Annotated in this window: 19 protein-coding genes and 1 tRNA gene; 10 read left to right on the top strand and 10 right to left on the bottom strand. The window is 65.7% G+C overall.

Annotated elements, in window-relative coordinates:
* Positions 1–215: 215 nt before the first annotated feature.
* Positions 216–1,574 carry an NsdA family TPR-like regulatory protein gene (locus tag FHS42_RS39515; protein WP_512700944.1) on the bottom strand — a complete coding sequence of 453 codons (1,359 nt, stop codon included), beginning with the start codon at positions 1,572–1,574 and terminating at the stop codon, positions 216–218.
* 404 nt (positions 1,575–1,978) lie between these two features.
* On the opposite strand from FHS42_RS39515, the gene FHS42_RS28150 reads away from it, so the two are divergent.
* From FHS42_RS28150 to FHS42_RS28155, 3 genes are all read left to right on the top strand, one after another.
* Positions 1,979–2,134: a hypothetical protein gene (locus FHS42_RS28150; RefSeq protein WP_184576897.1), complete on the top strand. Its 156-nt coding sequence runs from the start codon at positions 1,979–1,981 to the stop codon at positions 2,132–2,134.
* Positions 2,135–2,159: 25 nt separating this feature from the next.
* Positions 2,160–2,438 (top strand): DUF7848 domain-containing protein, encoded by a 279-nt coding sequence (locus tag FHS42_RS39420; protein ID WP_446696887.1) that lies wholly within the window; start codon positions 2,160–2,162, stop codon positions 2,436–2,438.
* Positions 2,439–2,860: 422 nt separating this feature from the next.
* Entirely contained in the window at positions 2,861–3,073 is a 213-nt protein-coding gene (locus FHS42_RS28155; RefSeq protein ID WP_184576900.1) for a DUF397 domain-containing protein, read from the top strand.
* Between the two features lie 252 nt (positions 3,074–3,325).
* Here the strand turns inward: FHS42_RS28155 and FHS42_RS28160 are convergent, their stop codons facing one another.
* From FHS42_RS28160 to FHS42_RS28180, 5 genes are all read right to left on the bottom strand, one after another.
* The gene (locus FHS42_RS28160) at positions 3,326–4,708 is read right to left on the bottom strand and encodes a DUF3987 domain-containing protein (protein ID WP_184576903.1); all 1,383 of its coding nucleotides are present in this window, start codon (positions 4,706–4,708) and stop codon (positions 3,326–3,328) included.
* Between the two features lie 403 nt (positions 4,709–5,111).
* Positions 5,112–5,843, bottom strand: coding sequence for an Lsr2 family DNA-binding protein (locus FHS42_RS38745; RefSeq protein ID WP_312867067.1), 732 nt, complete (start codon positions 5,841–5,843; stop codon positions 5,112–5,114).
* Between the two features lie 396 nt (positions 5,844–6,239).
* Positions 6,240–7,145, bottom strand: a complete 906-nt coding sequence (locus tag FHS42_RS28170; protein WP_184576907.1) for a phage major capsid protein — start codon at positions 7,143–7,145, stop codon at positions 6,240–6,242.
* 53 nt (positions 7,146–7,198) lie between these two features.
* Positions 7,199–7,594 (bottom strand): hypothetical protein, encoded by a 396-nt coding sequence (locus FHS42_RS28175; RefSeq protein ID WP_184576908.1) that lies wholly within the window; start codon positions 7,592–7,594, stop codon positions 7,199–7,201.
* Positions 7,595–8,526: 932 nt separating this feature from the next.
* Positions 8,527–8,748 (bottom strand): helix-turn-helix domain-containing protein, encoded by a 222-nt coding sequence (locus FHS42_RS28180; protein ID WP_312867068.1) that lies wholly within the window; start codon positions 8,746–8,748, stop codon positions 8,527–8,529.
* Between the two features lie 132 nt (positions 8,749–8,880).
* Here FHS42_RS28180 and FHS42_RS28185 point away from each other — a divergent pair, with 132 nt between their 5' ends.
* Both FHS42_RS28185 and FHS42_RS28190 read left to right on the top strand, forming a co-directional pair.
* Positions 8,881–9,453, top strand: coding sequence for a helix-turn-helix domain-containing protein (locus FHS42_RS28185; protein ID WP_184576910.1), 573 nt, complete (start codon positions 8,881–8,883; stop codon positions 9,451–9,453).
* 80 nt (positions 9,454–9,533) lie between these two features.
* Positions 9,534–10,730 carry a tyrosine-type recombinase/integrase gene (locus tag FHS42_RS28190; RefSeq protein WP_184576913.1) on the top strand — a complete coding sequence of 399 codons (1,197 nt, stop codon included), beginning with the start codon at positions 9,534–9,536 and terminating at the stop codon, positions 10,728–10,730.
* An 86-nt stretch (positions 10,731–10,816) separates the two neighbouring features.
* On the opposite strand, the gene FHS42_RS28195 is transcribed toward FHS42_RS28190, so the two are convergent.
* Positions 10,817–10,904: transfer RNA gene (locus FHS42_RS28195), tRNA-Leu, on the bottom strand.
* 232 nt (positions 10,905–11,136) lie between these two features.
* Between FHS42_RS28195 and FHS42_RS28200 the strand changes: the two genes are divergently transcribed.
* From FHS42_RS28200 to FHS42_RS28210, 3 genes are all read left to right on the top strand, one after another.
* Positions 11,137–12,474: a M20/M25/M40 family metallo-hydrolase gene (locus tag FHS42_RS28200; RefSeq protein ID WP_184576916.1), complete on the top strand. Its 1,338-nt coding sequence runs from the start codon at positions 11,137–11,139 to the stop codon at positions 12,472–12,474.
* Positions 12,475–12,652: 178 nt separating this feature from the next.
* A complete protein-coding gene (locus tag FHS42_RS28205; protein ID WP_184576919.1) occupies positions 12,653–12,886 on the top strand; it encodes a chaplin in 234 nt (77 codons plus the stop codon).
* 143 nt (positions 12,887–13,029) lie between these two features.
* The gene (locus FHS42_RS28210) at positions 13,030–14,175 is read left to right on the top strand and encodes a chaplin family protein (RefSeq protein ID WP_184576922.1); all 1,146 of its coding nucleotides are present in this window, start codon (positions 13,030–13,032) and stop codon (positions 14,173–14,175) included.
* 144 nt (positions 14,176–14,319) lie between these two features.
* On the opposite strand, the gene FHS42_RS28215 is transcribed toward FHS42_RS28210, so the two are convergent.
* Positions 14,320–14,508, bottom strand: coding sequence for a DUF5703 family protein (locus FHS42_RS28215; protein ID WP_018537156.1), 189 nt, complete (start codon positions 14,506–14,508; stop codon positions 14,320–14,322).
* A 47-nt stretch (positions 14,509–14,555) separates the two neighbouring features.
* Here FHS42_RS28215 and FHS42_RS28220 point away from each other — a divergent pair, with 47 nt between their 5' ends.
* The gene (locus FHS42_RS28220) at positions 14,556–15,239 is read left to right on the top strand and encodes a hypothetical protein (RefSeq protein WP_184576925.1); all 684 of its coding nucleotides are present in this window, start codon (positions 14,556–14,558) and stop codon (positions 15,237–15,239) included.
* 245 nt (positions 15,240–15,484) lie between these two features.
* Here FHS42_RS28220 and FHS42_RS28225 read toward each other — a convergent pair whose 3' ends face one another.
* Both FHS42_RS28225 and FHS42_RS28230 read right to left on the bottom strand, forming a co-directional pair.
* Positions 15,485–18,280 carry a helix-hairpin-helix domain-containing protein gene (locus FHS42_RS28225; protein WP_312867069.1) on the bottom strand — a complete coding sequence of 932 codons (2,796 nt, stop codon included), beginning with the start codon at positions 18,278–18,280 and terminating at the stop codon, positions 15,485–15,487.
* Complete coding sequence (locus FHS42_RS28230) at positions 18,277–19,260, bottom strand: aldo/keto reductase (RefSeq protein ID WP_184576927.1); 984 nt, start codon at positions 19,258–19,260, stop codon at positions 18,277–18,279. The genes FHS42_RS28225 and FHS42_RS28230 overlap by 4 nt, the downstream gene beginning before the upstream one ends.
* 127 nt (positions 19,261–19,387) lie before the next feature.
* On the opposite strand from FHS42_RS28230, the gene FHS42_RS28235 reads away from it, so the two are divergent.
* Positions 19,388–20,437 (top strand): LLM class F420-dependent oxidoreductase, encoded by a 1,050-nt coding sequence (locus FHS42_RS28235; RefSeq protein WP_184576930.1) that lies wholly within the window; start codon positions 19,388–19,390, stop codon positions 20,435–20,437.
* The last annotated feature ends 13 nt before the right edge of the window (positions 20,438–20,450 follow it).

Raw genomic sequence — 20,450 nt, forward strand, 5'->3', positions numbered from 1 at the left:
GGGCACCAGCTCATTAGTTAGCTGACCTGCGGAAACATGCCGGATAGGTGCCCTCTGAACCTGTGAGTGCTGGTCACCCTCACCTGCTGTTTCTGCCCGTATCGGACCGCTGCGGGTCACGCGCGGGTCACGTGGCCCGCAGCGGTCGTAGCTCGGCCCTTGCGGGGGGTGTCAGCATCAACGGCGCCGCCCCTCCATGGGCCGCCCGGTTCCCGTTACTTAGCCACTAGGTGGGCCGGGACGACATTGCGTGCTTGTTCGTATAGAGAGTGCGCAGATGCATTGCGGAGGTACGGGCGCAGACGACTAAACATGATACGCATTTGTTCGTCACAGCGCCCCGAGCGCACTTGCGGATACTCCGCTAGCGCTGTGCTCCAGGTGGCGCAGGCTTCTTCTAACATCCCGGTTTGTAGCTGCCGTTCAGCTAGCCAGCTTGTGTCAAGAATGCGGCGCCGAACACAGCCCTGCCCTTTCAGGGGTTCTAATGCCTCATGCATTGCTGTCACGGAACCCGACACGTCACCTAGGCTGTATTCAACCTTCGCGCGAAAATAGTCTAGTAGTCCCTGTTCGGCTAGAGGAACAGTGGATTTACTCGTCTCGGGTTCTGCCTTACTCAGCGTTTTCTCTGCTTGGTGTAGCAGTGAGATAGCTTCGGATCTATGCCCCGCTGCCGCTGCGGAATGTGCCCGCTGGGTCAGCAGATGAACGCGCATGTTGGGGCTCACACGCTGTGTCACGTCTGCGGCAGCGTTAGCTAGTCGAAGGGCTGTCGGCCCGTGGCCCGCGTTGACCGCCTGTGAGGCCATTCCCCGCAAGGTCAGGGAGTAAAGAGAAGGATCTCCCGCCCCTCCCGCCAATTCGAGAGACTTAGAATAATACCGTTGCGCCAGCCTGTGCGCGCCTTCATCAACCGCCATTAGGCCAAGTAGGTAGCAGAACTCGGAAATAGCGGCCAAGAGATCCGCTCGTACGGATTCTCTTGCAGGTGCCCGGAGGAGTGGAATCACATCGTTGACTAGGAAAGTAGCCGCGCTAGGCCGAGCCGCCTTTCCCCCTACGGAATTATCGAGCTTCGCGAAATGCTTAATCATGGTCCGGATGAAGGACACGTCCGACGCACCTACGCGGGCAGAACTATCAAGGGTTACGAGATCCTTTCTCTCTATCGCTTCCGTCCAAGAGGGCACCGTGAGTGTTGCTGAGAAGATTCCCGCACTGAGTAGGGTTCGGCGAGAGGCATCCATGTCCAGCCTTCCCAGAGAGATTAGTTCAGCGACGATATCGCCTTGTCCAGTAATACTCGCCCCTGCGGGAGGCGTGGGGAATCCTGCCTCAGCATGCGACACCACTCGCCCTAATTTCCGAGATAATGATTCCAGGATCAAGGGACGCACGGCCCGCGCAGGGATATGCCCGTTACACCACTGGTAAGTGGACTGCGCCTGATACTTAGTTGGTGAGCCCGCTTCGGTAGCAATGCGGTTGACATCTTGCGCGAGCTGACGCAACGTCCAACCGGTCTCCTGGTACAACCGTTCGAACTTGCCGTTGGGCTCTGATGGTGGCATCTGTCTCCGCTCCCTAGCGCATCGGCGCTTGAACACTCTTGAACCGTAAGCCCCTTCCCACGGTACCGCCGTGCGTGCTGATCCGGTTACCTAGGACAGGAACACCCCGGCGACGGCTCTAGTGGCCCGGGGATGAGCTGTTAGAGATCAGGCAGTCATGGGGCCACGGCCCGGGTGGGGTGAAACGGTCGATGAGACAGGTTCTCGGTAAGACGGTTGAGCGACCCAAGGCCGAATGCTTACGTGTGGTCGTGTATCTGTGTACCGCTCCGAATGCGCGAACTGCTCCGCTACGCACGGCTTGTGTTGACGCAGCGTCTGCGTACGCCTGGGAGGTAGTTGCAATCATTGAGGATCGGGAAGGGCTGCTTCCCCCGCAGGGTCGGCCCGGTCTCGATGAGGTCATGAAACGGATCACCAACGGTGAGGTTGGTGCAGTTGTTACGGCATGGCGGTCGATGATCTCGCCATTGGTAGGGGAGTACGACGAGATTGCCCGCCAAATCGAAAAGGCGGGTGGTTTTCTGTACGTGCTGGACAGTGACCAGAACCGTCCCTGATTCACGAATATGCGAAAGAGGATTCATGCACCTCTATCCGGAGGTTCGATTCACGCCTCAACAGGTGGAGCCACAAAGGGTGTTGGTCACCGTGTTGTGCGTCTCTGGTCACAACGGTTCGTGCGGGGCAACCACAGGGGCCATTAACGACCCCGACGCTGCCGTTCAGTGGATGGCCATGCATACCCAGACCACGGGTCACGTTTTATTCTCGCGTGCTTATGAGAGCCAGTGCCGTATGGCGCCCCCGGGCGGACTCCCGGAACACGTCACACACACGCTGCCTGAGGATTGGCGCCTGTGATGCGAAGGGTTTGGGTTGATGCGGCGGGAGCCATATTCGCGGCCGTGATAGTGGCGGTTGTGGGTCTGACAATCGCTGCCGCAGTGACAGGGAACATTTGATCCCCCCTTACAACAGAGACTCCGACTGCCTGTTATCCCCCCGGAACGGGCAGTCGGTAGCCCCCGACCGGACAAGCCTTGAGTAGGGACAGAACGTGTCCCAGCACTGAACTGACGGGTTCAGGCTCTCGCCCCGGTCCGCCCCTTCGCTGGGGTGCCGCCCTAGGCGGTGAGGGCACCAGCTTCGAGCCTAGGGAAATCGAAGCACACCCCGCCTCTTCCCAACTAGAGGCGCTAACGGCTCAGTTGGGCCATGGCGGGGCCGCAGAACGGCGTGGGGAACGACTCCCCATAGTTGGTTTCGTGAAGGGACAAGCACCAATGAGCGCGATCCCCGACGAGTTCCAGTTCCAGACGTCCAGCACGTGCAAGTACAACAACAGCGACCCCCGGTGCGTAGAGGTGGCGACCAACGTCCGCGACAAGGTGGCCGTCCGTAACTCAGCGACCGGAACGACGGTCGAGTTCACGGCCGTGGAGTGGACCGAGTTCCTGAACGGTGCCAAGCTGGGTGAGTTCGACGTAGCGGCGTAGGGAGCTGGTTGTGGTGCAGTGCCCCCGGTGCAGTGGCAGCGCGGAGTTCGACCCTGAGCATGATGGGGTGATGCGTTGCCTGTCGTGTTGGGAAGTGTGGGCACTGCCGAAACCCCGAGTTTGCCCCGGTCACCGTCCGACGCTGATGGCGTCACTGCGGATGTTGGAAGAGTTCCGGGACCTCCGCCGATGATCAAGTAAATGAACGCCCCTGCCGGATCGGCGGGGGCGTTCGTTGTTCTGTTCGAGAAGTTAGAGCAGGGCCCGGAACGGGTTGATGGTCGTTTGCGGTACCGGTGCCGTTGTCTGACTCACCGGTCGGGGCGGGGCTGACGCCGGTGTGGGGGCGGGGCGGTAGGTGTCCATCCGCACGACTGTAGGGCGATTTCCCTCACTCTCAGTTCCGGCTGGCCTGGGGCTCGGAGCGTCTTTGGGTCGCTGTGCGTGGCCCGAAAAGTCACTACGGAGGGTGAAGACCGTCTTCGGACGTCCGGCCTTGCCTTCCCGTGCGACGGTGACGACGACTTCGGCCAGTGCCTTAACCTCATCGGCCGTCGCCCCCACATAGGGAAGGAGTTGAGAGGAGGTCGCCCTCCCACCGTGTAGTTCGATGCGGGCTCGGACCTTGTCCGCCAGAGTGAGCGGTTGGCGATTCTTCTTTGGCGCGTCGGCTCCCCTGCTGATGCGCACCGCGTCTTGCACAGAGCGGCGCACCAGCGTGAAGGCCGCGAACAGCGTCTCGTCCGTGATCTCCTCGGAGCACTCGGAAGCTGCGAGACAGGCTGCGACTCTGAGGGTCTGCTCTGCGGTGCGTTCGATGAACACGGCCTGCCCTTGGGGCAGGGTCTCACCCAGGATGCGTGCGTATCGGCGCACGATCCGCCACAGAGGCCGCGCCTCTTCCGCCAGGGTGATCATTCGGGGCCTGGCGGTGGCCCAGCCGTACGCGTCGGCCAGCTCGCCCCCATCGATCGCGGGCAGGGTCGCCCGGTCGTCATCGAGCATGGGCGCCGAACCGAGGAGGAAAGGCAGGATGCGGTTGTACGAGCCTCCGGCCGCGTCCGACTGCCCTACGTACTTGGCCCAGTCGGACGGAGTGATGTGGGAGTGCAACACCAAGGCAGGGTCCCGTATCTCCTGCGCCTCTTCCTTGGTCGTGTTGCGAAGCGTGGCCCCGTCCCACGCGGCCCGAAGCTTGGTAGTGAATGAGGGATCGCGCTTGACGCGCTTCAAGACCTCTGTCCATTCCTCTTCGACCACTAGAGACCGCACGTCGCGCCCGCGTTCCGTCTCCTGCGTGGCCTCTTGCTGCTCCCACAGGTGATTGACCAAGCTCGCCCCGGACGTGAGGCCCGATGTCGTGTGGGTCACCAGGAAGCGCCCTAACGGTTGGTTCAACACGTGAAGCGCCCCCCGCAGCGCGGTTCCCTTCCCGCGCCCGGTACCGGCCACCAGGGCCGACCACAGCAGGACGGGTCGGGTGCTCCCACGGGATGAGACCTTGACCGTGCCACCGATAGCGGCTGACCACATGGACAGTGCGGCCACGTACGCGCCCAACGCGTCCGCTTCCAAGAACGGGGTGATCTTGCGGACGGCTCGACCAATGGGGCCGTACAGAACGGGAGTGATCATGCTGCTACTGCTCTCTGTTGAGTTTGTTGGTGGTGGGGGCGGGCCGGTCGCCACCGACCGTCGTCCGTGAGGAGCGCGTGGGGGTTGTTGCTGTTGGGCAGGCACAGAGGCAAGATGTCGCCACCGTCGGCGGGGACAACCACGGCTTTGCAACGCGCTTCCTTGGACTGCCCTACCTGCATCGACCGCTTGACAGCGGCCAGGGTGAACGGGTCGTCACTGACGACGCCCATCCGGCGCCGACCGCTCGGCGCTGTCCACATCACCCAGGAACCGGGGCCGTAGTCGCGCTCGCTGGGCTTGGACTGTGCCCCGTACCCCCTGGCCTGCTTCCAGGTACTAAGGTCGAAGGGCCGGGGGTGCCGACCACCGCGCGAAGCGGTCGGCACCGGGGGCGCGGCCTTCAGGCCGCTACCGCTTTTCCCTCCGACGCGTCCCGGTGCGTCAGCTCGTAGGCGTGTCGGACGCTAGAGGGTATGCGTCCCTTGCTGGGCACGCTGTACCCCTGCTCTCGCGCCCATGCCCGCATGCCCTTGTTCCGCTCTCGCTCCGACATGGCCTTGGGTTCTACCCTGGCAGGCTCGGGAAGCGGGTCGCCACCGTTCAACTGGCCAGTGGTGACAGCCGACTTGAACCGTCCAGGCTCCCGCACGTCCATGCAGGGGATGGCACGGTCTGCCGCATCTCGCAGCTTGGTGCCGTTGCGGTCGCCGCCCTCCCCCAAGATCAGCAACACCGTGGAGTCATCAGCGCGGCCAACCACCTGATAGCCAAGGTTGCGTACCGCTTCCCGCGCGTCGCTCCAGTCGTACCCCGGCACCTCACCCGCGATCATCACGGACCGGGCAGGCTCCACGTCGGACGGCTCCAAGTCGGGTTGTGGCGCGCGTTCTGCGGCCTGCTCAGGCTCCGAGTCGGGGCACGGCTCGGGGGTGCTCTGCCTGTCCGCCTGGGGAGCGTCCAGCGCATCAGCCAGCCACACCCCGAAGCGTGTGGCGTGGTCCGCGCATAAGTCCCATGTGCGTTCACCCAGTCTCAGAACCTCTACCGCTCCCGCGTCCGCACCGCTCTTGGCGTGGCAGGCATCGCACACGGTGCGCTCTTCGTAGGTGATGACCTGAACCGTCTTGAGCACGGTCCCCCCTCGGCTGTCTGGGTTGGATATACGGGGAGACTGGAATGCCATCGTTCTGCATTCCGCTTCCCACGTTCGTCTGTTTAGTTGACCGGCTTTAATCCTGCCCTAGACGGACTAGACGTCAATGCTATTCAGATTTCTAATTGGTAACACTCTCGTCTCGCATGCATAACTAATCTGCATTTCCGCAGGTCAACGCACTCTCTATGCGCCCACCACCCGGGGTAATGCGTGTTCGTAAGTAAATAGGTACCGCCGAGGGCACCTCCCTTTCTTCGCGTACGGGTTCCCTGAATAGCTACTCTCTTGACCTCCACTTACTCATTCCATCGATTCCTGGACAATAAAAAAGCCCCCCGCCGTAATGGCGGGGGGCTTTTTCGGTTCAGCGTTTTATGCGGGCCACTCCACGGCGGCCTTTACAATTCCCTTCGTCGGCTTACTCTCATCAAAGGTATTGCCTGCTTTCTGGGTGTCCAGGCCGGGGAAACGGACGATCTTTCCGCCGTACAGGTGCAGGGAGTCGATGTAGTCGGCCCGGTACTTCTCCGACTGACCCAGGCGGAAACCGGTGAACTGGCTCGCGTAGGTGGTGAACTCCGAGTGTCCGGCCACGATGTCCACGCCTGCCGGCATGGCTGTGGTGGAGAGCACCGAGAAGCCGGCGAGCCGCGCGACGAGCCCGTTGGCCGTGACGCCGGCCTCTCCGTAGGCGCCTGCGTTGGAAATGGCCGGATGCTCGATCAGGTACCGCTTTACGCGGGGCGAGACGACGACGTAACGGCCGTCCGGGATGTCGTTGCCATCCAGGGCCAGCATCATGTCCAAGATGGTGCTGTAGAGGCTTTGAGGCAGGCTCCCGGCCGTGGGCTTGACGACGGGAAGAGCCATCGCCCCCTTAACAATGAGGTTACCCATGAAGGTATCTGCCTCACGGGCCAGGGCCCGGATCATCTGCTGATTCAACGGGGTCTCCAAGGCCCCCGCGGATTGGAGTTGTTCGATCGTTTCGACCAAAACCTGAATGTACTTGGCTTCCGTGATGGGAAGCGCCTGATCAACCGTCTCCGGCCGCTGAGACGTCATGCCCTCCGGCAGGGTGTACGTACCGACCGATGGCCGGGTCAGCGAGTTAATGTGAACAACATCGCCCTTTTGGCGAATGACACCCTCATACTTGCGATTCGCGACAATAGGCGAAGCCCAGACAAGCAACGGGTCGAACTGGGTAATGAGCTTGGAATCCCACACAGCGGGAACGAAAGTATGGGAAGAAACATTCTGATAAGTCGAAGCCATAGGTATCCTTTGGGTCTGCAACGGTCGTTGACCTTGATTCACGGCGGTGCCTCCTAGCGCCTACGCGCATCGAGGTTGAATTCCGGAAACACCGGGCCCCTTGATGGAAAAGTTCCCACGCCATGAAGATCAGGCCACTCTATCTTTTCCTTCCCGAATTGCTTCAACACCTTCTCCACAACTTCCGGCCTTACGTGGCCGTCGCTATCCAACACCTTGGAAAAGTCAATGTAGTCAGTGATTCCCTCGGCAAGGGTGTAGCCGTCCTCTGCGGCCTTGGCGCGCAACTCGGCCTTGGCCAACTGAACAGCGAATTCATGCCGCACCTCGGCGCGGATCGCCGATACTGGGACGATCTCCTCTTCACCAACAACCGGAATACCCACTTCCGTAGGGTCTCCCGAACTGTCAGACTCTTCGGTTTCAGAGAAGTTCAGTTCGTCGCTCAAGGCGACACCTCCACTAACTAATTAGAATCAATGAGTAAGGCCCCGACCTTTTGGGAGGCCGGGGCCTTCTCTTCGGAATAGAAGTAAGAGTTTTCTAGACTCTAAGGCCGCCTTGTAGCGGCCTTAGATACTTCATAGAAGGAAACGTATAGCAAACTGGTCCCCTCCCCACACAACTCAACTTTGGGAGGGCAACCAATCCGCACGTATTCCCTCGGTTATCACAGTGAGGTATCCGCACAGACCCATTTCGGCGACGTGCCGTGGACTTGGTACCGGCCCGGACTCTCGTCCGCGTCAGAGGCTCACCGCCCAGTGAGCATGACCCCGAGGAGCAAGCCCCTCACTAGTAAGGAAAAACGGACACTACGTCGCCTGAACTGCGGGTTCAAGCCCCTGGTGCTCGCCCCTCTTCGACCTCGCGCCACGGAGCAGCCGACCCGATCACGGGTAGTTTGGCACGCACGGTGCGCCCTGTCTCTGCCCCGCCTTTCGGCTCGCGTGTGTCCAGGAACCAAGTGTTCACAGTCCGCTTATCGGCAGCGGAAGAATACTGGATGTCACACAGGGCATGCCTCTCATCCTCTCGCCAATTTACATCAGTAGCACTTTCGAAAGAGCCCACGTTTTCTATGTGATCGCCAGCGCGCCATGCCACTTGCAATGCGTCCTCGTGGGGCTTGCGCTTCAAGCCTAGACGCTCACGTTCCCGCGATATGGCCCGGTTTTCGTTCCCCCGCTTCTTCTTGCATGCGAAGTGACTGGGATTGGTGGCCGGGTTACGGCCACCCTTCCCCTTTGGCCGCTTGTACAACCAAGGCTGTCTGCACCATCCACAAATCAATTCAACTGTCTCTATGGCTTCGCCCTCCCTTACCTGGCAAACAAAAAACCCCCGAGGTGGCCTCGGAGGCTCATATATAGCGTTGTGCTCAATCGGTTTGCTGGTCTAACCACTTCTCCAAGTCTGTGGGGCGGCACCGTAGAGCCTGCCCCACCTTCCGGAACGGAATCTCCAGCCTTCTCCAGTTCCCGTACACCCACGACGGTGGCTTACCCAAGTACGCGGCCACCTCGTTCATCGTCATCAGTCTGTCCGTCAAACCACCTCCCAGGCTCGCCTGCTGGGCCGCTGCCCACCGAGAATCAAGCATCCCGCCCCCCGCGCCGTCAAGCCCTTTTCGTCGAGACCCTGACGGAAACGGACGAATCCGGTGCGACAGCCAGCCCGAGGCGACAGAAGCCGAACTAGTTGCAGTAAGTTCGCTCAATGCTATGGTGCTCACATGAACGAACCAACGAACCAACCCGACCCCGAAGCGACATGGGTACGTCGAGGAGACGTCCTGCACTGGTACCGCCAGTACGGTCCCTGGACCGTCACTGCTGAATCACCCGTGCACGCCCCTTTTGACGGGCCCTCTGTCCTGCACATTCAGCTAGGCATCAGCGGGACCGACCCCGACGAAAGAGTCACACAACTCGTGGATGAGGCGACGGAAACTGACGGCATCCCGGCCAGCCTCCTTCGTCAGATTCCGCTGGCAGAGATGAAGGGACAAGCCCGCGCGGCCCTGGCCCAACAAGAGGACCGGATGTTCAACCAGCCGTACCCGGTCCCCAAGCGTTGCCTAAGCGAGCTGGATTACGTCTTGCTCGTGGCGGAACTAGCCCGGATGCGCGCCACGGGAACCACCGCCCCGCAAGGCGAACTTGCCTCTCACCTCGGCATCGGCAAAGCCACCATGTCCGAGCGAGTCAAACGAGCAACCGAACTCGGACTGTGGGACGGGAGACAACTCACGGAACAGGCTCGGACCGTCCTCAACCAGTGGCACAACGAAGAGAGAGGCAACTAACAAGAGTGGCCAGAAAAGGCAACAAGCTTGGGGGGACTCCCGTGGAGATACCCCGCAAAGGAAGACCAAATACGTGGGGGGTGCGCACGCCCCGCCACATCAACAAGGCGACAGGAAAGGAAGAGCGCTACTGGATCGGACGGGAGTACAAGACCAAGACAGAAGCTGAGCGAGCACTCCGAAAGTGGATGACCGATCACGAAGCAGGCAAGGTCGTGGCTCGATCGGACATGAAGCTGGGTGACTGGCTGGACAAGTGGCTGGCGAACCATCGGAAGGAGGGAACGACCGTGGCCGGGTACGAGACGAAGATCCGTCTGCACATCAAGCCGCACATCGGCAACGTGAAGCTGTGCGATGTCACGGACGACACCCTTGACGACTTGTACCGGATGCTGGAGTCCGCCCCGTGTCCCACCAACAAGGGGAAGCCCCTGGGGGCCAAGTCCGTGCGCCACGTGCACAACATCCTGTCTGGCGCCCTCGGCGCGGCTGTACCCAAGCTGATACCGGCGAACCCGGCAGCCACGGCGCACCCGCCCACACAGCGGCAGATCAAGGCGCAGGAGAGCAAACACCCGACTCTGGATGACGATCAGTCGAGCCGCTTCCTGTCGGCCCTGTGGGAGCCGTGTGGCAATCGAGTCTGTGATGGCGGCCTGACACACCACTGTCTCCGTGACGCCCCTCTGTGGAGCGTCTACGTCGCCACTGGCGTCCGGCGCAGTGAGGCCCTGGGTTTGAAGTGGTCTTTGATCAACTGGGACTCAGGCGCCATCGAACTGGGCTGGGTCGTGGTGGAAGAGGGCAACACCTACCGCCTGCGGAAGCTGACCAAGGACGGTGATGACAACGCCGTGATCTATGTCGATCAGTCCGTCATGAACGTTCTGAAATGGCAGAAGGAGCGCCAGGAGGTGGAGCGGAAGGGGGTTGGTGCGGCCTGGGTGGATCACGATCTCGTTTTCGCTCGGGACGGCTTCAAGCTGTACCGGGGTGAGGCGGGCGGGCCGCAGGACCCCGAGAAGGTCTCGGCGCGCTGGCGCACCCTCCGGAACCGGCTGCACTTGCCCGAGGACTTCCGGATTCACGACTGGAGGCACAGCAAGGTCACGAACGATCTAGAGGCCGGGGAGAACCCCGTAGAGGTCTCCGCGAACGTCCGGCACCACTCGCCGGGCTACACGATGGCCCGCTACGGCCACTCACGTAAGGACGGGGCGCGCAAGCTCGCCGCCTCCGGCGCGGGCCGACTCGGCCTCTCCGCCCTGACCTAAAAGCAAGATCGCTGGGCTGCGGGTCACGCTGCGGGTCACGTAAAGCCCAGAAAAGCAGAAAACCCCTGGTCAACAGGGGTCTGAGCTGGTGTCCGAGGGGGGACTTGAACCCCCACGCCCGATAAAGGGCACTAGCACCTCAAGCTAGCGCGTCTGCCATTCCGCCACCCGGACCGGGTGTCTGTCGGCTGGGCTGTGCCCGCTCCGACGTGGAAAACCATAGCAAACATCCGAGCGTGCTCGATCACACGGCCGGACGCACGGGGCAGTGTGACGGGCACGTGTCCGCAACGTCACCGCCTTGGGCTGTGCGAGCGGGCACGGGAGTATGGGCGGCGGACCCCGTCGCGGGTGCTCCGCCTCCCGAGGGCGGATGCTCGCGGCGTACGAACGACGAGGAGGCAGCGTGAGCGAGTCGAACCCGGCCGGAACCGGTTCCACCACCGTCACCGGCGAAGAGGAAGTCGTCGAGCTGTGCCGGGACCTGATCCGCATCGACACCAGTAACTACGGAGATCACTCCGGGCCCGGCGAGCGCGCCGCGGCCGAGTACGTCGCCGAGAAGCTCGCCGAGGTCGGCCTTGAACCACGGATCTTCGAGTCGCACCAGGGCCGGGCCTCGACCGTTGCGCGGATCGAGGGCGAAGACCGTTCGCGTCCCGCGCTGCTCATCCACGGGCACACGGACGTCGTACCAGCCAACGCCGACGACTGGACGCACCACCCGTTTTCAGGCGAGATCGCCGACGGCTGCATCTGGGGGCGCGGTGCGGTGGACATGAAGGACATGGACGCCATGACCCTGGCCGTTGTCAGGGACCGGCTGCGTACCGGGCGCAAGCCGCCGCGCGACATCGTGCTGGCCTTCCTCGCGGATGAGGAGGCGGGCGGTAAGTACGGGGCGCGCTTCTTGGTCGATAAGCACCCCGAGCTCTTCGAAGGGGTCAATGAGGCGATCAGCGAGGTCGGCGGTTTCTCGCTGACCGTTAACGAGAACCTGCGGCTCTACCTCGTGGAAACCGCTCAAAAGGGCATGCACTGGATGAAGCTCACCGTGGACGGCACGGCGGGCCACGGGTCGATGATCCACAAGGACAATGCGATCACCGAGCTGAGCGAGGCGGTCGGCCGGCTCGGCCGGCACCAGTTCCCGGTGCGGGTGACCAAGACCGTACGGTCCTTCCTCGACGAGCTCTCCGACGCGCTGGGCACCCCGCTCGACCCCGAGGACATGGACGCGACGCTGGAGAAGCTCGGCAGCCTGGCGAAGATCATCGGCGCGACGCTGCGCAACACCGCCAACCCGACCATGCTCGGCTCCGGATACAAGGTCAACGTGATTCCCGGGCAGGCGACCGCGCATGTGGACGGCCGCTTCCTGCCGGGCTTCGAGGAGGAGTTCCTCACCGACCTTGACCGCATCTTGGGGCCGCGCGTCAAGCGCGAGGATGTGCACGCAGACAAGGCCCTGGAAACGACCTTCGACGGTGCGCTGGTCGATGCCATGCAGACCGCGCTGCGCGCCGAGGACCCGATCGCGCGCGCCGTGCCGTACTGCCTCTCGGCGGGTACTGACGCCAAGTCCTTTGATGACCTTGGTATCCGTGGCTTCGGCTTCGCCCCGCTGAAGCTCCCGCCGGAGTTGGACTTCGCTGGGATGTTCCACGGGGTGGACGAGCGGGTGCCTGTGGACGGGCTCAAGTTCGGAGTCCGGGTCCTCGACCGATTCATCGACGCTTGCTAAGCACGCGAGTTGCCGGATGGCGCGCCGATGAGTCCGGCATCGGCGCGTAGCGCAAGTGACAAGCGGGGCGTTAGCTGGGAAGAGTGAACGCCCCATCGTGTGCGTTGCTCGTTTTCCTCCTCTTCGTTACAGGCTTTGCGGCCCGCGGCCTGGGCCGCATTGCCAACTAGGAGGAACAATGATCAAGAAGGTCGTCGCCGCTGCGGCTGCCTCTGGTGGCCTGCTGCTTGCCGGTGCGGGTGTCGCCGCCGCCGACTCGGGCGCGCAGGGTGCCGCGGTGGGCTCCCCGGGTGTGCTGTCGGGCAACAACATTCAGGTGCCCGTCCACGTGCCGGTGAACGTATGTGGCAACACGGTCTCCGTGGTCGGGCTGCTGAACCCTGCTGTGGGCAACACCTGCATCAACAAGTGACGTTGTGCCTCATCCCCGTGCGGGGGTGAGACCCGGGCGGCCCCGGAGTGCGCGCCATGCACTCCGGGGCCGCCCGGGTATGGGCGCAGGCGCAGTCGTGCTCTTGCGCTTTCCGGACGGCAGAAAGTCAGGGGACCAAACCTATGCGACAGGTCGCGAAGAAGGGCCTGATCACCGTGGCCGCCGCCAGTGGCGTTTTCGCCATGGCTGGCGGTTACGCACACGCGGATTCGGGTGCCAGCGGTGCGAGCACGCATTCGCCGGGCGCTCTATCCGGCAACAACGCACAGCTGCCGTTGCACATCCCTGCCAACGCGTGTGGCAACACGGTGGATGTGGTCGGCTTGCTCAACCCGGCAGTGGGCAACCGGTGCACCAATGAGGACGCACACCGAGGCCACACCGGCGCGAAGAAGGAGACCGGTAAGGGCAAGACCGGCAACACCGGAAAGGCCGGCAACACCGGAAAGACCGGCAAGACCGGCAAGACCGGAAAGAAGAGCGACGGCGCGCCGGTATGGGAGCAGTGGGCGCCTGGGCGTGGGGACGCCCAGGCGAATGGCGTCGCGCACGGCTCGCCCGGTGTCGGCTCGGGAAACCTGGCCCAGGTGCCGGCGCACGTACCGTTGAACGCCTGCGGGAACAGTCTCAACGTCGTCGGACTGCTGAATCCGGTCAAGGGCAACGACTGCACCAACGACTCCGGCTCCACGGCCCGGCAGACGCCCCACAGCCCGCCCGACCACCAGCGGGAAGAGGTAACGCCGCCGAAGGCGAAGCCCGAGCCCACAACAGAGACCAAGCCTGCCCCCAAGCCCAAGCCCAAGCCCCAGCCCCAGCCCAGGCCTGAGCCCGGGGACGAGCCTCGGGACGAGCCGGAGCCGGAGGTGCAGCCGAAGCCTGATGTGCAGCCGGAGCCGGAGCCGGAGGTGCAGCCGAAGCCTGACGTGCAGCCGGAGCCGAAGCCGGAGGTGCAGCCGAAGGGTGAGGCGCCTGCCGAGCAGCCGTCCGCACCGTCACCGGAGCAGCCGTCCGCACCGGCGCCCGAGCGGCAGTCCGATCCGGCGGCCGAGCGGCCGTCGCGGATGGAAACGCATACGGAGCGTGGCGCGGAACTGCCCGCACCCCGGCCCGAACCGGTCGTCGCCGTCCACGAGCAGGCTCCCCGCGCGGCCGTTGAGCAGCTCGCCGAAACCGGTGCTGGGTCGCTGGCAGTTGCGCTGCCGGCCAGCGTCGGCATGCTCCTCGCGGGTGCGGTGCTCTACCGCAGGTCGCGCGCGGCAGCCTAGCGAGCGGCTACGCACCGGCCCTGCTCATGAGCCCCCGACCGACCGGGCTCGTGGCGGGCCAGCGGGCCCAAACCGCTGCCTGCACGGGTAGCAACAACATCCTGGGAAACGCTGCGAGCCCCGCAAACCGGGGCTCGCAGTGTTTCACCAGGTGGCGCGGAGCTGTCGGATGATTCGGCGGCGCAGCCGCACTCGGCGGCTGCCGTCGGGGTTGAGCCGTAGGCGGTCCAACTCCCAGTGTCCGTACTCGGCGTGGTCGGTCAGTAGGCGAGTGGCGGCCTTGCGGGATACCCCCCGAGGCACATACACATCGCAGAATTCGTATTCCGGCATCGCATCTATTGTGCGGGAACTGCCCTGGTACGGATAGCGTCTGCACTATGTCTGATGCTGCGCAGCCATCCGCTGCCGAGGTACGCACCGCCGCCGAAGCGGTCAAAGCCGCACTGGACCGTCACCTCGATGCTGTCGAACGGCGGGTCGGAGGGGATGACCCGGCCGTCTATGCCGCGTTCAACGAACTGGCCGCGGCTGCTGAGAGCTACGACGAGCTCCTCTACGACGCGTATGACGAAGTGACGCCCTTCGAGATCCCCGGCGATGACACCCTGCCCGCGTATGACGGGCCGGACGAGCCGAACGCGCTCAGCGTGTTGATCCGCAGGGACTATGCGGTGGCGGAGCCGCAGCGGCTGCTTTCGCAGGCCCAGCGGATCGCTGATCTTGACCCGGACGCCGTCTCTAGCAACGGGCTGCCCGGCAATGGCGCGTCGGCAGCGGCCGTTGGGGGCAGTGTGCATGCCGCGCTCGGGGTGCTCTTCGGGGAGTACGAACCGGATGAAATCGCCTCTCGGCACACGGAGTTTGGCCTGGAGGAGGGCGACTCCACGCTGTGGGTGACGGCTGCCGACGAGCCAGCCGAGCCGGGGGAGTGGCTGGCGGCGCCGTTCGACCATGCGGACCCGCAGCGTATCGTCTGCCGTTTTGACGTCAGCGCGGTCTTCGACGAGGAACCCGATGACGCGGACGACGACGATCTGGAGATCCTCGACCCCGGTCACTGACCCAGCGGGGGCTGCCTCCGCTGGGCCGGGTACTGCCCACTGCTGACCGGACCGGACCGGGCCGGGCCGGCATCGGCTGAGGCCAGGCGTGTGCCATGGGCCGCGCCCGGCCCCTCCCCGGGCCATCTGAACTTCTTTCCGGGCCGTCCGGCTTCGCCCGCCGCTGCCCGCGAGGTCCGGTTCGGTGACCGCGGGCAGCGGGTGGCCCACTGCCACGGGGGCCGCACTGGACTCCGGCAGACGCGTCACATAGCCGGGCTCTGGGCTTGCAGGAGCGCTCGCAACCGCGTCGTACGCTCCTTGGCCGGGACCTCGGCCACTGCACGCGGCAGTTCCTCGCCCGCTCCGTGGACCACGGACAGATGCCGTTCGCCGCGGCTGAACGCCGTATAGATCCAAGCCCGAGTCAGCAGCGAACCCGCGTCGCCAGGGAGCACGACGACGGCCGCCGGCCAGCGTCCTCCGACCGCCTGGTGGGCCGTGATCGCCCACCCGTGCCGCAGCGCGTCGGCGACGCGCGCCCTGGGCACGAGCAACTCCTCGCCTGCGCAGTCGATTCGCAGCCCCTCGGGCTCGGCCGCGACCACCGTGCCGGTCACGGCGCGGCCCGGCGCCACGGCGTACGCGATGCGATCACCGGGGTCGAAGCCGCCGAACCTCCCAGGTCCCGGGTTGATCCGCTCCTTGAGCGCGGCATTGAGCGCCCGCGACCCCACAGCGCCGCCATGCGCGACGGTGATCACCTGCGTGCCGGTCGCCGCCACCCCGATCACCCGCGGCACCGAGTCCGCGACCAACTGCACCGTGCGGTGCACGGCCTCACCCGCATCCCGTACGGGCACGATCACCACCTCCTTGCCCGGCGCCTCCACCTGATTCAGTTCACCGACTCCGATGCCGGAGACGAGTTCGCCGATCGGGCCCGGGTCCGGCGTACGGGAGACGACCTGCGGGCACGCGCGGGCAGCCAGCAGATCGGCGAAGACTCGACCGGGACCCGCCGACCAGAGCACTCCCGGGTCGCCGCTCAGCACCAGCCTGGCGCCGTCTGACAACGACTCGACCAGCGCCGCAGCGGACTCCACATCGAGTTGCGGCGCATCGAGCACGGCGAGCACATCGAGCGCTAGCGCGCCCTCCGCGTTCCGCCCCGGCCCCTCGGAACCGGCGAGCAGTTCCGTGACCGTGACGGCAAGCGCCGCGGGCAGGCCTTGAGCCTCGCAGGCGGCAGCCAGCCGCCGTTTGCCGTCGTCGGTGTGCGCGGCGGCGTAGGCCCGCAGGCCGCGCGCCTGCGCGGCGGCGATCAGGGCCACTGGCTCGGCGCGGGCCGCCTCGCCCCCGCTGTGCGCGACCACTCCATTGCTCGCGACGGCCCTGATCAACTCGGCGGCAGAGGGCGCGGGCGCGGCCTCTGCGACCGCCTCCCACGTCGGGGCCTGCCGTACGGCGACGGCCGGGGAGGCCGCCTGATCGCCGGCCGTGGCATCGGGGTCGGGCACTGTGATGTCACCGTCACCGTCACCGTCACTGTCGGTATCGGTATCGACATCGGTATCGGTATCAGCGTCGGTGTTGGCGTCGGGGCTCGGGGCGTCGCTGGCCGGTGGGGCGGTGTCGGTTTCCTCGTGTGCCTCGAAGGTGTTGATCAGCCGGGCGAGACCATCGGCCAGGCTCTCTTCGGCCAACGCGTACCGATCGAGCCCGAGTAGCACGCGTACCGGCTGCTCGTCCTCGTCGTCCGCCGCGGCGCGGGCCGTTCCCGGCGTCTCCAGGGCGTCCTGGAAGACCAGAACCCCGCCTTCCGCGATGGCCTCGCGCAAGGCCTGGTCCGGGTCAGGAACGGACTGCTTGCCGAGTGCGTCACGCAGCGTCGCGGACTCCAGGGCCGTGTGCCCCTCCAGCGCCGCGCGCTCCAGCAGCCAGGTGACGAGTGCCCGGGACCGGCGCTCATCGCCGGGCCCGCACGCGGAGCCCAGCAGGGCCCGCGCGAAACCATCCGCTTGCTCTGGGCGCACTCCAAAGACGGCGAGCAACTGCCAGGGGTCCGCCCGCAACGTCTCGGCTGCCCGCTCGCCAAGGGCCCGTACGACAGGCCCGGCAAGCTGCTCAGGCGCGCCTCCCGCGGCCAGCACCCGGGACGTCTCGTCCTGCTCTGCCGGTGCATTCGCCGCCGGGCCGCCCGATGACGGCCCCTGCGGCCCGCGCCCCTGCTGCCCCGCTGCCCCATCGGCAGGTCTGGCGTCGGCCGGCCCGGGGACAAGTGGCTCGGCCGCGGCGCGCGAAGCGCCGCCGTGCCGGGTCGGCTCGCCATCCGTCGCCGGGCTGTCTGCGTCCCCTGCGCCGGGGCCGGCGGTGCGCCCACCGACCGAGCTCACCGCGGAGGCGCCCTCACCGGCGGATGTGTGGGCGGGCGACTCGGTATCGGCTTCTGGCCGGGGCCGGGCGGGCGCGCCCCCGTAAGACGAGCCGTCACCGGGCCGGGGCTCGGCGTGCGCCGCCGTAGGTCCGGGCCCGGTCGGCCCCGGGTGGCGAGGTGAGCCAGGTGCGCCGTCGCCGGTCGGGGCAGCGGGGCCGGCCGGCGCTGCCCTGCGGGATGACCTGTTGAAGAACGAGGCGGCGTCGGCCTCACCTCGCTCCACGGCCCGCACCGCGGCGGCCAGCGCCTCAGCAGCGGCCGACCTTGCGCCCCGGCCCTCGTCCACGCCCGCCGAGTGAGTGGGTCGTTGTGCACCGGGGGCGTCCGCAGCCGATTCCGCGCCGTGGTCCGCGGCGGCCTCACTGGCCCCCCCGGCCTGGGGGGCCGCGTCCTTGGGAGGGTCCGCCAGCGCGGCTTCCCCGGCTGTTCCGGTGTCCCCGGTGTTCGCGGTGTCCCCGGTGCCCCCGGCCTCCCGGTCGGCCCCGGTGGACGCCACCATGCCGGTCGCATCCGCGTCGGCGGCGGTGGCAAGGGCCGACGAGGGGCGCGGCGCGGCGGTGCCCTCGGACGCGGTGTCCTCCTCGGAAGGGGAGGCGGCCTCGCCCGTGGGGCGGTCGGAAGTCACAGCGTGCTCCAGTCATGGTCGGGGTAGCGGTGCACGGGCGCCGACACATCGTCCAACGCCTCACAAATCTCGTCAGGAAGCGTAAGCGCCTCCACCGACAATGCCGCTCTGAGCTGCTGCGCATTGCGCGCGCCCACGATGGGGGCGGTCACTCCCGGGCGGTCGCGGACCCATGCGAGTGCCACCTGAAGGGCGGTGGCCGAGAGCCCGTCAGCGGCGATGGCGACCGCGTCCACGATCCGGCTGGCCGCGTCGTCGAGATAGGGGGCGACGAACGGCGCCAAATGCTCCGACGCACCGCGCGAATCCGCCGGCGTCGCATGCCGGTATTTGCCGGTCAGCACGCCCCGGCCCAGCGGTGACGAGGGCAGTAAGCCGATGCCGAGGTCCAGTGCGGCGGGCAGCACCTCGCGCTCCACTCCGCGCTGGAGTAGCGAATACTCCATCTGTGTGCTGGCCAACCGGGTGCGCGGGCCCGGGGCCGCAAGCTGCCAGGTGGCCGCCTTCGCGAGTTGCCAACCGCAGAAGTTGGAAACGCCCGCATAGCGCGCCCGGCCACTGCTGACCGCGATATCCAGGGCCTGCAAGGTCTCCTCAAGCGGCGTCGTCACGTCGTACGCATGGATTTGCCACAGATCGACATAGTCGGTGCCAAGCCGCTCAAGCGAGGCGTCGAGCGCCGCCAGCAGATGTCCGCGCGACCCGTCGAAGCGCCGGTCCGGGTCGGGAACGCTGCCTGCCTTGGTCGCGATCAGCAGGTCCCGGCGCGGCACGAGGCCATCGATCAACTGTCCCAGTAGGTACTCGGCGCTGCCGTCGGCGTAGACATCGGCGGTGTCCACGAGCGTGCCGCCCGCGTCCCAGAACGTCTTGAGCTGGTCCGCCGCGTCGTGTTCGTCGGTGTCCCGGCCCCAGGTGAGCGTGCCAAGCCCAATCCGGGATACCCGCAGGCCCGTACGGCCGAGATGCCTCTGCTCCATGGTCGCTGACATTACTGGCCACGCCCGGGCCCGTGGCGGCCTGTGGATAACCCAACACTGCCGCAGCGGGGATATGCGCGCTAGAGTCCCCGCCACAGGGACGTTACTGATGGGTAAGGGGAGCGGTATGCGGCTTGGCATCAACCTCGGCTACTGGGGCGCGGGGATGGACGCGGACAATCTGGCCGTCGCGCGCGAGGCGGATCGGCTCGGCTATTCCGTGTGCTGGGCGGCCGAGGCCTACGGTTCCGACGCGGCCACCGTGCTGTCCTGGGTCGCCGCGCAGACCGAGCGGATCGACGTCGGCGCCGGCATCTTCCAAATCCCGGCGCGTACCCCCGCCATGACCGCGATGACCGCCGCCACCTTGGACTCGCTCTCCGGCGGCCGGTTCCGGCTCGGTCTTGGCGTCTCCGGCCCGCAGGTGTCCGAGGGCTGGTACGGCGTGAAGTTCGACAAGCCGCTGGCCCGCACCCGTGAGTACGTGGAGATCATCCGCAAGGCCATGGAGCGGCAGCCGCTCAGCCACGAGGGCGAGCACTGGACGCTGCCGCTCCCGGGCGGTCCTGGCAAGGCCATCAAGCTGACCGTGCACCCGGTTCGCGAGCGCATTCCGCTGTACATCGCCGCGATCGGCCCGAAGAACCTGGAGCAGACCGGCGAGATCGCCGATGGTGCGCTGCTGGTCCTCTTCGCTCCCGAGCACGCGGAGGAGACCACGCTGCGTGCGGTGCGCGCAGGCCGGGCCAAGGCGGGCAAGGAGCTTGCGGGGTTCGATGTGGTGCCCACCGTGCCGTTCGCTGTCGGCGACGATGTGGGCGGCCTCGCCGACCAGTTCCGCCCGTACACCGCGCTGTACGTGGGGGGCATGGGCAGCGCCAAACAGAACTTCTACAACAAGCTGGCCCAGCGCATGGGGTATGAGAAGGCTGCCGCCGAGATCCAGGAGAAGTACCTGGCTGGCGACAAGAACGGCGCGGCTGCCGCCGTTCCGCACGAGTTGATCGATGCCACCACTTTGGTCGGTCCTGTTGAGCGGATCGCGGACCGGATGCGGGTCTATGCCGAGGCCGGGGTGACCACGCTGTCGCTGGCGCCCGCGGGTTTCACGCTTGATGAGCGGGTCGCGGGCCTGCGTGCGGGGGTTGAGGCGCTGGAGCGCGCCGGGCTCGCCTGAGCCCGCCCGTTCA

This window comes from Streptomyces zagrosensis, assembly GCF_014203645.1.
Taxonomy (GTDB): Bacteria; Actinomycetota; Actinomycetes; order Streptomycetales; family Streptomycetaceae; genus Streptomyces; species Streptomyces zagrosensis.

Excerpts from the sequence above, each read along its gene's own strand:
- FHS42_RS28185 (WP_184576910.1), top strand. The coding sequence starts at position 8,881 with ATGAACGAACCAACGAACCAACCCGACCCCGAAGCGACATGGGTACGT.
- FHS42_RS28155 (WP_184576900.1), top strand. The coding sequence starts at position 2,861 with ATGAGCGCGATCCCCGACGAGTTCCAGTTCCAGACGTCCAGCACGTGC.
- FHS42_RS28180 (WP_312867068.1), bottom strand. The coding sequence starts at position 8,748 with ATGCTTGATTCTCGGTGGGCAGCGGCCCAGCAGGCGAGCCTGGGAGGT.
- FHS42_RS28205 (WP_184576919.1), top strand. The coding sequence starts at position 12,653 with ATGATCAAGAAGGTCGTCGCCGCTGCGGCTGCCTCTGGTGGCCTGCTG.
- FHS42_RS39515 (WP_512700944.1), bottom strand. The coding sequence starts at position 1,574 with ATGCCACCATCAGAGCCCAACGGCAAGTTCGAACGGTTGTACCAGGAG.
- FHS42_RS28150 (WP_184576897.1), top strand. The coding sequence starts at position 1,979 with ATGAAACGGATCACCAACGGTGAGGTTGGTGCAGTTGTTACGGCATGG.
- FHS42_RS28220 (WP_184576925.1), top strand. The coding sequence starts at position 14,556 with ATGTCTGATGCTGCGCAGCCATCCGCTGCCGAGGTACGCACCGCCGCC.
- FHS42_RS28230 (WP_184576927.1), bottom strand. The coding sequence starts at position 19,260 with ATGGAGCAGAGGCATCTCGGCCGTACGGGCCTGCGGGTATCCCGGATT.
- FHS42_RS39420 (WP_446696887.1), top strand. The coding sequence starts at position 2,160 with ATGCACCTCTATCCGGAGGTTCGATTCACGCCTCAACAGGTGGAGCCA.
- FHS42_RS28215 (WP_018537156.1), bottom strand. The coding sequence starts at position 14,508 with ATGCCGGAATACGAATTCTGCGATGTGTATGTGCCTCGGGGGGTATCC.
- FHS42_RS28235 (WP_184576930.1), top strand. The coding sequence starts at position 19,388 with ATGCGGCTTGGCATCAACCTCGGCTACTGGGGCGCGGGGATGGACGCG.
- FHS42_RS28160 (WP_184576903.1), bottom strand. The coding sequence starts at position 4,708 with ATGATCACTCCCGTTCTGTACGGCCCCATTGGTCGAGCCGTCCGCAAG.
- FHS42_RS28170 (WP_184576907.1), bottom strand. The coding sequence starts at position 7,145 with ATGGCTTCGACTTATCAGAATGTTTCTTCCCATACTTTCGTTCCCGCT.
- FHS42_RS28210 (WP_184576922.1), top strand. The coding sequence starts at position 13,030 with ATGCGACAGGTCGCGAAGAAGGGCCTGATCACCGTGGCCGCCGCCAGT.